This window comes from Aliiruegeria haliotis (assembly GCF_003003255.1).
GTDB classification, from domain to species: Bacteria; Pseudomonadota; Alphaproteobacteria; order Rhodobacterales; family Rhodobacteraceae; genus Tropicimonas; species Tropicimonas haliotis.
On record NZ_PVTD01000002.1, the window covers coordinates 489,045 to 501,279 of the forward strand.

The 12,235-nt window shown below is 64.5% G+C and carries 15 protein-coding genes and 1 tRNA gene; 10 read left to right on the plus strand and 6 right to left on the minus strand.

Annotation, left to right across the window (positions count from 1 at the left end; translation table 11 throughout):
- Window positions 1-80 precede the first annotated feature (80 nt).
- On the plus strand, window positions 81-650 hold the full coding sequence (locus tag CLV78_RS07580; protein ID WP_211300960.1) for a TadE/TadG family type IV pilus assembly protein: 570 nt from the start codon (window positions 81-83) through the stop codon (window positions 648-650).
- A gap of 10 nt (window positions 651-660) precedes the next feature.
- The gene (locus tag CLV78_RS07585) at window positions 661-1,257 is read left to right on the plus strand and encodes a TadE/TadG family type IV pilus assembly protein (protein ID WP_106204180.1); all 597 of its coding nucleotides are present in this window, start codon (window positions 661-663) and stop codon (window positions 1,255-1,257) included.
- Between the two features lie 64 nt (window positions 1,258-1,321).
- Here CLV78_RS07585 and CLV78_RS07590 read toward each other — a convergent pair whose 3' ends face one another.
- The gene (locus CLV78_RS07590) at window positions 1,322-1,870 is read right to left on the minus strand and encodes a hypothetical protein (RefSeq protein ID WP_245924869.1); all 549 of its coding nucleotides are present in this window, start codon (window positions 1,868-1,870) and stop codon (window positions 1,322-1,324) included.
- A gap of 184 nt (window positions 1,871-2,054) precedes the next feature.
- Here CLV78_RS07590 and CLV78_RS07595 point away from each other — a divergent pair, with 184 nt between their 5' ends.
- The 6 genes from CLV78_RS07595 (at window position 2,055) to CLV78_RS07620 (ending at window position 8,034) form a co-directional block, all read left to right on the plus strand.
- Entirely contained in the window at window positions 2,055-2,966 is a 912-nt protein-coding gene (locus CLV78_RS07595) for a pirin family protein (protein WP_106204181.1), read from the plus strand.
- A 151-nt stretch (window positions 2,967-3,117) separates the two neighbouring features.
- Window positions 3,118-3,441, plus strand: a complete 324-nt coding sequence (locus CLV78_RS07600; RefSeq protein WP_106204182.1) for a hypothetical protein — start codon at window positions 3,118-3,120, stop codon at window positions 3,439-3,441.
- A gap of 75 nt (window positions 3,442-3,516) precedes the next feature.
- Window positions 3,517-4,803 carry a homoserine dehydrogenase gene (locus CLV78_RS07605; protein WP_106204183.1) on the plus strand — a complete coding sequence of 429 codons (1,287 nt, stop codon included), beginning with the start codon at window positions 3,517-3,519 and terminating at the stop codon, window positions 4,801-4,803.
- A 276-nt stretch (window positions 4,804-5,079) separates the two neighbouring features.
- Window positions 5,080-6,042, plus strand: a complete 963-nt coding sequence (gene glpX, locus CLV78_RS07610; protein WP_106204184.1) for a class II fructose-bisphosphatase — start codon at window positions 5,080-5,082, stop codon at window positions 6,040-6,042.
- A gap of 6 nt (window positions 6,043-6,048) precedes the next feature.
- Entirely contained in the window at window positions 6,049-7,791 is a 1,743-nt protein-coding gene (gene recJ, locus CLV78_RS07615; protein WP_106204185.1) for a single-stranded-DNA-specific exonuclease RecJ, read from the plus strand.
- 168 nt (window positions 7,792-7,959) lie between these two features.
- Window positions 7,960-8,034 (plus strand) — tRNA-Glu (locus tag CLV78_RS07620).
- 20 nt (window positions 8,035-8,054) lie between these two features.
- Here the strand turns inward: CLV78_RS07620 and CLV78_RS07625 are convergent.
- The 4 genes from CLV78_RS07625 to CLV78_RS07640 form a co-directional block, all read right to left on the minus strand.
- On the minus strand, window positions 8,055-9,125 hold the full coding sequence (locus CLV78_RS07625) for a tyrosine-type recombinase/integrase (RefSeq protein WP_106204186.1): 1,071 nt from the start codon (window positions 9,123-9,125) through the stop codon (window positions 8,055-8,057).
- Entirely contained in the window at window positions 9,122-9,304 is a 183-nt protein-coding gene (locus CLV78_RS07630; RefSeq protein WP_106204187.1) for a hypothetical protein, read from the minus strand. Before CLV78_RS07630 ends, CLV78_RS07625 begins: the two co-directional genes overlap by 4 nt.
- Window positions 9,304-10,005: a hypothetical protein gene (locus CLV78_RS07635; protein WP_106204188.1), complete on the minus strand. Its 702-nt coding sequence runs from the start codon at window positions 10,003-10,005 to the stop codon at window positions 9,304-9,306. The genes CLV78_RS07630 and CLV78_RS07635 overlap by 1 nt, the downstream gene beginning before the upstream one ends.
- 97 nt (window positions 10,006-10,102) lie before the next feature.
- Window positions 10,103-10,534: a hypothetical protein gene (locus CLV78_RS07640; RefSeq protein ID WP_146136659.1), complete on the minus strand. Its 432-nt coding sequence runs from the start codon at window positions 10,532-10,534 to the stop codon at window positions 10,103-10,105.
- Window positions 10,535-10,639: 105 nt separating this feature from the next.
- Here CLV78_RS07640 and CLV78_RS07645 point away from each other — a divergent pair, with 105 nt between their 5' ends.
- A complete protein-coding gene (locus CLV78_RS07645) occupies window positions 10,640-10,879 on the plus strand; it encodes a helix-turn-helix domain-containing protein (protein ID WP_211300961.1) in 240 nt (79 codons plus the stop codon).
- Between the two features lies 1 nt (window position 10,880).
- The gene (locus tag CLV78_RS23845; protein ID WP_158263474.1) at window positions 10,881-11,042 is read left to right on the plus strand and encodes a hypothetical protein; all 162 of its coding nucleotides are present in this window, start codon (window positions 10,881-10,883) and stop codon (window positions 11,040-11,042) included.
- A gap of 127 nt (window positions 11,043-11,169) precedes the next feature.
- On the opposite strand, the gene CLV78_RS07650 is transcribed toward CLV78_RS23845, so the two are convergent.
- Window positions 11,170-12,234, minus strand: a complete 1,065-nt coding sequence (locus tag CLV78_RS07650) for a phage portal protein (RefSeq protein WP_106204191.1) — start codon at window positions 12,232-12,234, stop codon at window positions 11,170-11,172.
- Between the last annotated feature and the right edge of the window lies 1 nt (window position 12,235).

The following is a 12,235-nucleotide window of genomic DNA, read 5'->3' on the forward strand; positions in this document are numbered from 1 at the left end:
CCTGCGCCCGTCCGCACCGCACATCAGCTGTCCCTCTCCGGTCAGAAGGCCGGCCCCGTGATCCAGTTGAGGCCCGAACCATGTTCAGGACTGCATTCGAGAAAGTGAGACACGCGACCGGGTTCTTCCGGCGTGAGAGCGGCAATTCCACGGTCGAGTTCGTGATCGTCATGCCGTTGTTTCTCGTGCTGTTCATGTCAACTTTCGAGCTCGGACTAATCATGGTGCGGCAGGTCATGCTGGACCGGGCGACCGATATCACCGTCCGCACGCTGCGCCTGGGGTTCTGGGAGATTTCCGAGGACTCGGACGAGGCGCGGGAAGTTCATGAGAGGATGAAGGACTTCATCTGCGACAACGCCTCGATCCTGCCGGATTGCGAAAACAACCTGATGATCGAGCTGAGCCCGGTGTCGACCGAGACCTGGCAACCCCTTCCCTCCACAGCCACCTGCGTGGACAAGGAAGAGGACGTCCAGCCGCTCACCACGTTCAAGAACGGGACCGACAACGAACTGATGATGGTGCGGGTCTGCGCCCTTTTCGAACCGGTCTTTCCCTATCATCACCTTGGCATGCGCCTGCCGCGTTACGACGCCGATCACAGCTACATGATCTCCGTCTCTGCCTTCGTGAACGAGCCGAGTTGAGGACGACGCGATGAAGACCCTCCTCACAAAACGCCTGGCACGCTATTTCCGCCGCTGCGACGGATCGATCTCCGTCGAGACCGCATTGGTCATGCCGATCCTGTTTGCGCTCTATGCCGGTGCCTTCGTCTGGTTCGACGCCTACCGGGTTCAGAACATCAACCTGAAGGCGACCTACACGATTTCGGACATGATCAGCCGTGAGTACGAGAAGATCGACAGCGACTATTTCGACGGTCTCGACAAGATCTACGACTACCTCACGCACTCCACGCACCCCACCTCGCTTCGGGTGAGCACGCTGGAATGCACAGGCAATTGCGATAGCGACGAAGCCCGCACGCTGGAAGTCTGCTGGTCCCACGGCTCGACGGGCCGGGTCAACCTGACGACGGCAGACATCAAATACTACGAACACGCTATCCCGCTGTTCCACGAGGCCGACACGTTGATCATGACGGAGACCTTCCTGAACTATTCTCCGGCCTTCAACGTGGGCATCAATGCGCAGACATTCGAGAACACGGTCTTCACCCGCCCGCGTCTGGCCGGTCAGATCAAGTTCGAGGATTCGAGCGGAACGCTCAACGACTGCTATTCCAACTGACCCCACCCACCCGATTAACCGGGGATGGCTTCGCCCTGTAGCGTCCCGCGCCGGGCACCGCTCGTCAGGATGATTCTGCACTGTCGTCCGATTGTTCACCTGTCTGTGCAAGGTGGCGTTCGATGGCGATCATCTGGAGGATTTCGGCCAGCGCCTTGGTTTCGGCGGCCGAAGTAATGCCTCCCACACCGACCCGCCTGCCAAGCCGCCACCAGAGCCCCGGAGCCCAGTGGTTGCCGTCCGGGCTGTCGTTCAGACGCAACAGGAAACCGTTCGAAGGCTTGTTGGCAAAGGTCCCGCGATCGACCCGCTTCACCTGCTCGATCCGGGCGACGATCCGGCCGGAACTGTCGCGCAGAACCTCCTTGGTCAGTTCAAGCCGACCGGCCGTGGCCCGGCGCAGGGCCTCGGACAAGGTGAGCGTTGCGCCCCCGAGAAGCAGGAGAAAAACCTGCAACAGGAAGTTCGCTGGCGGTCGGGCCAACGCAATATAGATCAGCAATCCTCCGAGGGTGCACAGCAGGACGATTCCCATGGCACGGCGCGGCGCGGATGGGGAGATGACGGCCAGAATGGACGTGTCGGAGGCGGATGTCTGGGACGTATCAGTCATGCGCGCTCCCTACCGCTGCCCGTCGCCCTTGGCGAGGGGGAATGCGATGTGAGGCACGACCGCAGGCGTGCCACGGTCCACCACATCCACTTTTTCGCACACTTACTCCTGAATTTGGCCATATCTGCGCAAATTGAAACAAGCCGGTGGTGCGCATATTCTCTTGTCTGAAAGGAGTGACCTCATGTCCCTCAGACCGATTGACCACATCTCCCGCGCCGTGCCCACGATGGAGGGCGCGGGCGTGAAACTGCACCGTGCCTTCGGGTTTCAGGATCCGGAAATGATGGATCCGTTCCTTCTGTTCGATGATTTCCGCAACGAGCGGCCCGAGGATTATCAGGCGGGCTTTCCCTGGCATCCACACCGGGGGATCGAGACCATCACCTACGTGCTGAGCGGCACCGTGGACCACCAGGATTCTCTCGGCAACAGCGGGCGGCTGGGCGCCGGCGACGTGCAATGGATGACCGCCGGGAGCGGTATCCTGCATCAGGAGATGCCCGAAGGGAACCGGACTGGCCAGATGCATGGCTTCCAACTCTGGGCGAACCTGCCCTCCTCCATGAAGATGACCGCACCGCGCTACCAGGACGTCACCTCTGGCGACATTCCCGAAATCATCGACGACGACGGCACAGTCGTGCGCGTCATTGTTGGGGAGTTCTGGGGGAAGCGTGGCCCGGTTGACGGAATCGCGGCAGACCCGCAGTACCTCGACATTTCGGTGCCGCCAGGCGTCAAGAGGACCTTCCCCGTGGCGACATGGCGCCGTGCATTTGCCTATGTCTTCGAAGGGCAGGCCGCATTCGCAGATGCCTCGTCGCCGCAGGGCGTATTGCTGGAAAAGGAGGTCATGGGCAGGGAGGTGAACATTCGCGACATGTCCGGTGACCGGACCGTGATCCGCTTCGGGCGCGGCGACGAGGTGACGGTTCAGGCTGGTCCCGAAGGTGTCCGGTTCCTGCTTGTGTCCGGAGCGCCGATCGCAGAGCCGGTGGCCTGGCACGGCCCGATCGTGATGAACACCCGCGAAGAGCTGACACAAGCGTTTCGCGACCTGCGCAACGGGACCTTCATCAAACCCGCCCACTGAACCACAGCTGCGCCCTGCCCCGGGGCGCAGCCCACTACACCTGCGCCCCCGACTGCCAACGGCGCCGCGCGACAATGGCCGCGCCGCCGTCGCGCGACTTGCCGCTCCCTGCGCCACCCTCTAGGCTTTGGCCGTCCCGTTCGGAGCCCCCATGCGCAACATCTGCCTCGCCCTGCTTGCCACCGTGATCCTGACCGGATGCACGACCTTTCCCGAGTTGGACGCCGCGGTGTCGGAGGCAGGCCAGGCCGCGCCACAGCCGACCCTCGTGGACAACCGCCCACTGCTCGCACAGGCCGAAGCGCTGACCATCGACGACACCACGCGAGAAGGGTTGCAAGGGCGCGCCACGGCATTGCAGGCGAGCGCCGCCGGGCAACCGGCCTATGTGATTTCCCCCGAGGAACGGGCCGAACTGGAGGCCACGCACCTCCGCTTGCGCAACACGGTGAGCTCCGTTGCACCCGACACCTGATCGGGCTATTCCTCGCCGGGTCGTGCGCTCCGCTGCGCGGCAGCATGGATCAATCACGACCGGAGAGACAGACCTATGACCGACCCCCTTCGCCTCGGCATCGCAGGGCTTGGCACCGTCGGCACCGGCGTGGTGAAGATCATCCGCCAGAAAGCCAACCTGCTGGCAGCGCGCACCGGCCGTCCAATCGAGATCACCGCGGTATCCGCGCGCTCTCGGGACAAGGATCGCGATGTCTCTCTCTCCGGCTATGCCTGGGAAGACGATCCCGTGGCACTCGCGACCCGTGACGACATCGACGTGTTCGTGGAGTTGATGGGCGGGGCCGACGGCCCGGCAAAGGCCGCCACGGAGGCCGCTCTGGCCGCCGGAAAGGACGTGATCACCGCCAACAAGGCGATGCTAGCCATCCACGGGCAGGCGCTTGCCGAACTGGCAGAAGACAAGGGTCACGTGATCCGTTTCGAAGCCGCCGTCGCCGGTGGCATTCCGGTCGTGAAGGCCCTGACCGAGGGACTTGCCGGCAACGATGTCACCCGCGTGATGGGCGTGATGAACGGCACCTGCAACTACATCCTTACCCGGATGGAGGATTCCGGCCTCCCCTATGAGGAGGTCTTTGCGGAGGCCGACGCGCTCGGCTACCTCGAGGCTGACCCGACCCTGGACGTTGGCGGGATCGACGCGGGCCACAAGCTCTCGCTGCTTGCCGCCATCGCCTACGGCACGAAGGTCGACTTCGATGGCGTGGATCTGGAGGGGATCCAGAGGATCTCTGTCGAGGACATCGAAACCGCTGCCTCCATGGGTTTCCGCATCAAGCTGCTCGGTGTTGCGCAGATGACCGGCCGCGGGTTGGAGCAACGCATGTCTCCCTGCCTCGTGCCTGCCGACAGCCCATTGGGCCAGTTGCAGGGCGGCACGAACATGGTCGTTCTGGAAGGCGATGCTGTGGGCCAGATCGTGCTTCGCGGAGCCGGCGCGGGCGAAGGTCCGACCGCGAGCGCCGTGATGAGCGACGTCATAGAGATTGCACGCGGGACCCGCCTGACAACCTTCGGCCAGCCCGCCGCGGGGTTGGAAACCGCCGTTCCGGCCAAATCGTCCACCCCTGCGCAGTACTACATTCGCATGGTCCTGGCGGACAAACCCGGTGCGATGGCCAAGATCGCGACGGTTCTCGGCGATGCGGGGATCTCCATCGACCGGATGCGCCAGACCCGGCACGACGACACCGCCGCTCCGGTGGTTTTCGTGACCCATCGCACCAGCCGGGACAACCTCGACACTGCGCTGGCGGCCTTCCCGGGCACCGGCGTGCTGCTGGGCGAAGCCGTGGCGATCCGGATCGAAGACGTCTGAGAACACCGACCGATGGCCAAAAGGCGGGCCACCGGTTGAGCAGTGCCGCCGCGCCCGGCCCGGCGCCCCCAAAGCGTGTGGATGCGACGGTGTCTCGTGCGCGCATCTGATGGATTTCTACGCTTGAATCCCCGGATTCGAGCGCCGTTCCCCGGTCCTGTCGGTCAAACCGCGCCGGTTTGCCGCTCTAGCGCTAACAGCGCTTGCACCGCCCCCAAGTCGCCCGCTACCCCGTCTTGCAAGCCGATTTCAATCATTTCATGCAGGAACCGCCCCATGCATCATCCTCCCGAATTCCACGATCGTATGCTCTCTCTGGCGCTGGCGCGCGTGTCCGAAGCCGCCGCCATGGCGTCCGCGCACCTGATCGGGCACGGCGACGAAAAGGCTGCCGACCAGGCCGCCGTGAACGCCATGCGCGAACAGCTCAACAAGCTGGAAATCAGCGGCGTGGTTGTCATCGGCGAGGGCGAGCGGGACGAGGCGCCGATGCTCTATATCGGCGAGGAAGTCGGCCAGGGCGAAGGCCCTGAGGTGGACATCGCCCTTGATCCGCTGGAAGGCACCACGCTGACCGCCAAGGACATGCCCAATGCCCTGACCGTCGTAGCGATGGGGCCGCGCGGCTCGATGCTGCACGCCCCCGATGTCTACATGGACAAGCTCGCGATCGGGCCGGGCTATCCGCAGGACGTCGTCACGCTCAGGATGGAGCCCGCCGAGCGCGTTCGGGCGCTGGCCAAGGCCAAGGGATGTGACAACGACGATATCAACGTCTGTATCCTCGAACGAGATCGGCACGAGGACCTGATCCGGGAGGTGCGAGCGACCGGCGCTGCGATCCGCCTGATCACCGATGGCGACGTGGCCGGTGTCATGCATTGTGCCGAACCGCACCTGACCGGGATCGACATGTACATGGGCTCGGGCGGTGCGCCGGAAGGTGTGCTTGCGGCAGCGGCCTTGAAATGCATGGGCGGTCAGATGTACGGACGCCTGACCTTCCGCAACGAGGACGAGATCGCGCGCGCCCGCAAGGCCGGCATCCAGGACCTCGACAAGATCTACAACCGGGACGAGATGGTGACCCGAGACGTGATCTTCTCCGCCACGGGCGTGACCGACGGCAACCTGGTGCCCGGCGTGAAGCGGGAACCCCACCGTTTCACCTGTGAGACCATCCTGATGCGCTCCAAGACGGGTTCCGTCCGCCGCATCATCTACTCCAACCCGGTCTGATCCGGGATGGCGGCATTCCTCGGGGTGGAGCAATCGCTCACGGGCCGGACCTGGGTCGGCCCGCCCGCCGATCAGGAGCGTCGAGCCGAGGCGATGGCGCAGGCGACCCGGCTACCCGGGCCCCTGTGCCATACTCTCGCCCGCCGTGGCGTGCCGGCAGAGGAGGCCCCGGCCTTCCTTGCCCCTGCCCTGCGCGATCTGCTCCCGGATCCGCGCAGCCTGAAGGATATGGAACAGGCCGCCAACCGGCTGTTGCAAGCTGTTTCCCGCAAGGAACGGATCGCGGTCTTCGGGGATTACGACGTTGACGGCGGTGCCTCCTCGGCGCTGCTGGTCATCTGGCTCCGGTCGCTCGGCCGCCCCGCCACGCTCTATATTCCCGATCGCATCGACGAGGGGTACGGCCCCAATGTGCCCGCGATGCGGAAACTCGCCGCCGCGCATGACCTGATCCTCTGCGTCGATTGCGGCACCCTTTCACACGACGCGCTGGCTGCCGCCGAAGGGGCGGAAGTCGTGGTTCTGGATCACCACCTCGGCGGCGAGACCCTGCCGCCCGCGCTGGCGGTCGTGAACCCCAACCGGCAGGACGAGAGCGGCGATCTCGCCCATCTCTGTGCCGCTGCCGTTGTGTTCCTGCTATTGGTCGAAGCCAATCGCAAGATGCGCGAGGATGGCCAGAAGGGGCCGGACCTGATGTCGTTGCTCGACCTGGTGTCGCTGGCCACGGTCGCAGACGTTGCCCCCCTCATAGGCGTGAACCGGGCGCTGGTACGCACCGGGCTCAAGGTCATGGCGCAACGCAACCGTGTCGGCCTGCGTGCGCTGGCGGATGTGGCCGGGCTCAACGAGGCGCCCCGCGCCTACCACCTCGGCTACCTTCTGGGCCCTCGTATCAACGCCGGCGGACGCATCGGTCAATCGGATCTGGGCGCGCGCCTGCTCGCCACCGGCGACGCCGCAGAGGCTCAGGCCCTCGCCGAGCGGCTCGATCAGCTAAATCGCGACCGCCGCGAGATCGAGCAGCGCGTCACCGAGGAAGCCTCCGCGCAGGCCGAGGCGCGCGGGCTCGACGGGCCGCTGGTCTGGGCCGCGGGCGAAGGCTGGCACCCGGGCGTTGTCGGCATCGTGGCGTCTCGTCTGAAGGAGGCCACCAACCGTCCCTCCGTCGTCATTGGTATAAGCGACCGTGAAGGCAAGGGCTCCGGCCGGTCCGTCGCGGGCGTCGACCTTGGCGCGTCCATCCAGCGCGTCGCTTCCGAGGGATTGCTGATCAAGGGCGGTGGCCACAAGATGGCCGCCGGCCTCACCGTCGCGGAGGACAAGCTGGACGCCGCCATGGAACGGCTTGCCGAGTTGCTGGACCGTCAGGGGGCCGGCCAGGGCGGCCCACGCGATCTTGAACTGGATGGCCTTCTGATGCCCGGCGCCGCAACCATCGAACTGATCGAGCAGATCGAGACGGCAGGACCTTTTGGCGCCTCCGCCCCCGCGCCCCGGTTCGCCCTTCCCGACATGGCGATCCTCCATGCTCGCCGCGTTGGCGAAGCCCACCTGAAAATCACTTTCGGCGACGGCATGGGGGCGAAGATGGACGCAATCAGCTTCGGCGCCTTCGACACGCCCCTCGGTCCCCGCCTCGAAGCGCATGGTGGTGCGCGGTTCCATCTCGCCGGACGGCTGCAGATCAATGAGTGGAACGGCCGGCGCTCGCCTCAACTCCGCCTGGAGGACGCGGCCGAAGCCTGAATGGGCTTTGCGAGCCGTCGACCTGCTGGACAATCGGCTGAATCATGGATCCCTTGCGGGCCCGCCCCACCCGCGTTTTCCGGCTCCGCGTCCTTTTCTACGACATGGGCAAATTAACGCTTGCACCGGCCGTTCGCGTTTCCTAAATAGCCCATCACCAGCGACCACGCTCCGTTCGTCTATCGGTTAGGACGCCAGGTTTTCAACCTGGAAAGAGGGGTTCGATTCCCCTACGGAGTGCCACTTCCTGATCTAACGCATTGTTAGTCATTGGCTTTTGCCTCCTTCCTGTCCAACTCGTCAGAAAGGTTGGACACGTTGCCCGCGCTCAGCTTCGCAAAACCGCTGTCCGCAAGGCGCGCCCGGTTGGCCTTTTTCGTGTAGACCGCCGCCTGCGTCGTGTCCGAGTGTGCGAGGTAGGAAGCGATCTCCCATTCTGTCGCCCCAGCGTCCGCAAGGCGCGTGGCACCGGCTTTCCGCAGGCCATGCAGCGATCCGGGGACGTTCGCCTCGGCACACCTGTCCCGAAACCAGTTTCCCAGCGATGCGACGGCATAGGGCTTGTCGCTCTTGTCCTGAGTGACGAATAGCATCCGGTCTTTCGGAACGTGGCGCAGCTCCTCCGCCAGCTCGGGCAGTATGGGCATGTCAGCCGCAACAGCGGTCTTGTGCCTGCGATATGCGATCCGCCCGCCCTTGATGTGCTGACGGCCGACTCGGGCGAGGTCTTGACGCGCCATGCCGGTGTTGAGTGCCAGCAGCATGACCAGCCGCGCTTTCGTGCCCGGCCCGTGACGCTCAAGGAAGCGGTTCACCTCGGCCTCTGTCCAAGTGTGGAAGCCGTCCGGGTTCGTTTTCATCCGCTCAGCGTGACGCGCCGGGTTCGGGCCGGTGTAACTCAGCTTCTTGGCCGCGAAGTTGAACAGCATCGAAAGGTTCTTCTTGACCGTGTTCGCGGCGGTCGGGCCTTTCTTCTTCGACATGAGGGCTTCGACGTGCCGGACTTCCAGCCGCTCGAAGTGATACTTGCCTGCCTCTTTGCGCAGCCAATCCAGCTCAAGGCGGATCGTCCGCTTGCGACTGTCGGAGAGGTTCTGAAAGCGAAGGCTGCGAAGGTATTGCTCGATCAGCCATGCCAGCGTCCCGGCCAGCGCCGTCGATGAGCTGGACGCCTTGGAACCGGCAAGCGCAGCCTCATAGGCTGCCAGAAACTCGGGCGATCCGTAGGGACCGGGAATATTGGTGCGGAAGTCGCCGCGCTCAAACTTCCAGTAGACGCGCCCCTTGACCACGTTCTTGCGGACGCCGGGATATGGGTTCTTGCGCCGCGTCATTTCAGCAGCTCGTCAGGATCGGGGCCAGCGGCCTGCGCCGCCGCGCCTTCGGGAAACACGACAACGCGGCCGGTGGCATGATCCACCTCAACCCTGCCGATCCGCAGGCCAGCAGACAGCGCCGCTTGAAGGGTGCGCTTGATTTCAGCTTGGGATACAAGGGCCGGGCGCGCTGCCATCACACAACCTCCCCGCCGGGGACTTCCGGCGCATGGGCCAGCTCGGCAAGGCCATAGAGCGCCTGACTGTCTAGCCGGACCATGATTGCCCGGCCGCTGCGCGTCTTGCCGTGCCGCCGGGTGTGATACCGGAAGCGCCAGTTGTATTCGGTTTGCTTCTTGTTTTTGGTCCAGTCTGCGCCTTCATCGACCGTGCCGAAGTCCAGACCGTTCAGGTGAATATCCACCCACGCATCGCCGTCAACCCACAGCTCCACACAGTCATAGAACGACATGCCGTCGCGGCCGGTCTTGCGGTATTCGTCAGCGATCTTGCAGAGCGCAGCGGAGACCGTCTTGGGCACGTCCACGAAGAATTTCGGCAGCACTCGGTTGCCGTATTCGTCCTTGTCGCTCCACTGGATTGTGTCGTTGTAAAGAACGGGGTCGCCATCGTCCGCGCGCGTGACTTCCAGATAGCTGAAACGGGCGCTCAGAAGCTGGGCGATGGTGGCGGGCGCGGCCGTAGGCGGATCGGTCACCAGCGCCGCACAGATTGCGGTGGCATAGTCGGTGCTGACCATCTGGGGCGCGTGACGCCCCTTGCCGGAGGTGGTGAACATGCCGGACTGCCGCACGGTCTTGATGAGCGAATTGGCCCTCGGCGCGTCTCCGCCAAGGGTGCCCTCAAGCCACTTCTGTATGTCCGACAGCTTTGCCATGGGAATAGGAATGCCATTCCGATGATGCCGCGTCAAGGTAAAAGGAACGGCATTCCATAATTCGAGCGGGGTTGCATCTCCGAAGTGCATCGCCCGGTCACGTCGCGCGGTCGCGTTCGATCCGGCCCGGATTGCCGAGAATGTCCCCGATGCGGTCAAGCTGGCGGGTGGCCCGGTGCATCGCCATCACCACGCGATCCGCGACATACAGCGCAGCATCGCGGTTGAAGCCGTCCTCATCCAGATCACCGTCCTTCACAAGCGCCTCAAGCGCATGAGACAGGTGCAAGGCTTCCTCGATGCCATCGGGGTAGCTTTCGGAGTTCGGGTGCATGAGCTTGAGCGCCGCGCGGATCACCTCGGGCGGATCGCTGGGCAAGCTGTCCAGATAGGCCGCTTGGCGATCCCGCAGAGCTTGGGTGCCCTCAATGTGGTCGCGGAAGATGGGTTCGGCGCAGAGGGCGTGGCCTTTGGCGGCTTTGTTCTCCCACATGGTCACCGGCTTGAGTTCATCGGTCGAATTGGTCACGGCAGGCCCTTTCTTGTGTATCAGCATCTCTAATTTGGGTATCAGAACCATATTCGCAATCTTGTTGCTGTCAACCATCAATGTGGGTATCATCACCACATGAGTATGACCGGGACACAAATTCGCGCCGCGCGGGTGCTGCTTGAGATGGAGCAATCCGAGCTGGCGGAACGCGCCTCGGTCAGCATCAACACGGTTCGGAACATGGAAGCGAAGGGCCGTCAGGTTGTCCGGGTAAGGCTGGACACGCTGATGAAGGTCCAGAAGGCGCTTGAGGAAGCCGGGGTTGAGTTCATCGCAGAGAATGGCGGGGGCGCGGGCGTCCGCTTGAGCAAGGGACAGTGAAATGGATGATCAGAGCGCGTTCGAGCTGACGGAAGCGATCAAGAAACAGAATGAGCTGCAAGAGGAAGCGAATGGGCTGATGCGGTCGCTCATCCCGGCGATGGAAGCCACAGCGCAAGAGCTGCTTGAGCTGCGCCAGCAGCTCGCCAAGTCCGAGAAATGATGATGCGCGCCGCGCCCGCCAGAGAGAGCGGGCCGCGCGCTGTCGGGGTTGTTGCGGCACTCACCGACTGATCCGAGGCGCTTCCGGGCTGAACAAGCTCGACAAGAGACCCGAGGCGCGCCCCGCCCTATTCCTTCCAGTCCACCATGCGCATGGCCCCGGACACGTCGCCCGGCGGAATGCCCGCCTCTTTCGCCTCGGCCATCGTCTTGATGATCGCGGACAGGGCACGGGCGCGTCCGCCAGCGTCGAAGGCTTGCAGGGGCCGGATTGTGTCGATCTCCACCAGCCCGCCGAGCTTTGCGGATGCCTCATCGGCCAACAGCGCGGCGATGGGTTGCAGCGTCCAGATTGCAAGCTGGCGCTGCGCCTCCCTCACGGCCGGGCCGGTGGCGGCGCGGTTCACCAGCGACGGCAGGACGCCATAAGCCATGAGAATGCCCTCGCGGGCCGCTGCCAGCGTCTCGGCCGTCATGCTCTTGGACAGGTCCGGCGAGAGCTGATCCGGCTTCTGCCCTATCTGGGGGTTCATGCCCGCCGCCGTCGCCTGCGCTATGCCCTCGATCACCAGCGTCGAGCCGCGCCGCCCTCGGAACGCGCCTCGCATCGAGGCCATGTCCTCGGCCCCGGTGTCCGGCAGGGGCACGATCTGCGATCCGAGCGGGGCATTCTCGAAGGTCTCGCCAAGGGCCGATTCCACCGCGTGGAGCATCGCCCCGGTGAGGCTGGACCGGCGCAGCGGGGCCGTGCCGATCCACGGGGTCAGGTTATCCGAGCCGATCCGAAGGTGCAGCACCTCGGCCGCAAGAGCTGTCACCGTGCGCCCGCCGCCCGCCTCGGGGATGGACAGGCGATAGGCGCGCGGCTTGCCGTCGCGGGTGGTCACGTCCCAATCCGTTGCCGGGACAAGCCCCAGCTCGGTGATCAGATAGACCGCCTCGCCGTTCAGCGCGGCCGAGCGGGCAATCATCGCCATCGTCTGGCGGGTCAGCAGCTCGGTGCCGGACACGTCCGCCATTGCGAACCCGCCTTCCCACAGGCTGACGCAGCTCTGCACCGTCGCCGTCAGCTCGGCCACGCCACGCCGCCCGCTGATGAAGCTGTCCCGCGCTGCCATGACCTGGGCAGTATAGCCGGACCCGCTGGACCTGGCCTCGATCGGGCGCAGCTTGTTCATGAGCCATCCGAACATG

What these genes read in the sequence shown, in the direction of transcription:
- CLV78_RS07605 (WP_106204183.1), top strand. Translation starts at nt 3,517, where the DNA reads ATGACCGACCCCCTTCGCCTCGGCATCGCAGGGCTTGGCACCGTCGGC.
- CLV78_RS07585 (WP_106204180.1), top strand. Translation starts at nt 661, where the DNA reads ATGAAGACCCTCCTCACAAAACGCCTGGCACGCTATTTCCGCCGCTGC.
- glpX (WP_106204184.1), top strand. Translation starts at nt 5,080, where the DNA reads ATGCATCATCCTCCCGAATTCCACGATCGTATGCTCTCTCTGGCGCTG.
- CLV78_RS07595 (WP_106204181.1), top strand. Translation starts at nt 2,055, where the DNA reads ATGTCCCTCAGACCGATTGACCACATCTCCCGCGCCGTGCCCACGATG.
- recJ (WP_106204185.1), top strand. Translation starts at nt 6,049, where the DNA reads ATGGCGGCATTCCTCGGGGTGGAGCAATCGCTCACGGGCCGGACCTGG.
- CLV78_RS07580 (WP_211300960.1), top strand. Translation starts at nt 81, where the DNA reads ATGTTCAGGACTGCATTCGAGAAAGTGAGACACGCGACCGGGTTCTTC.
- CLV78_RS07630 (WP_106204187.1), bottom strand. Translation starts at nt 9,304, where the DNA reads ATGGCAGCGCGCCCGGCCCTTGTATCCCAAGCTGAAATCAAGCGCACC.
- CLV78_RS07635 (WP_106204188.1), bottom strand. Translation starts at nt 10,005, where the DNA reads ATGGCAAAGCTGTCGGACATACAGAAGTGGCTTGAGGGCACCCTTGGC.
- CLV78_RS07650 (WP_106204191.1), bottom strand. Translation starts at nt 12,234, where the DNA reads ATGTTCGGATGGCTCATGAACAAGCTGCGCCCGATCGAGGCCAGGTCC.
- CLV78_RS23845 (WP_158263474.1), top strand. Translation starts at nt 10,881, where the DNA reads ATGGATGATCAGAGCGCGTTCGAGCTGACGGAAGCGATCAAGAAACAG.
- CLV78_RS07645 (WP_211300961.1), top strand. Translation starts at nt 10,640, where the DNA reads ATGACCGGGACACAAATTCGCGCCGCGCGGGTGCTGCTTGAGATGGAG.
- CLV78_RS07625 (WP_106204186.1), bottom strand. Translation starts at nt 9,125, where the DNA reads ATGACGCGGCGCAAGAACCCATATCCCGGCGTCCGCAAGAACGTGGTC.
- CLV78_RS07600 (WP_106204182.1), top strand. Translation starts at nt 3,118, where the DNA reads ATGCGCAACATCTGCCTCGCCCTGCTTGCCACCGTGATCCTGACCGGA.
- CLV78_RS07590 (WP_245924869.1), bottom strand. Translation starts at nt 1,870, where the DNA reads ATGACTGATACGTCCCAGACATCCGCCTCCGACACGTCCATTCTGGCC.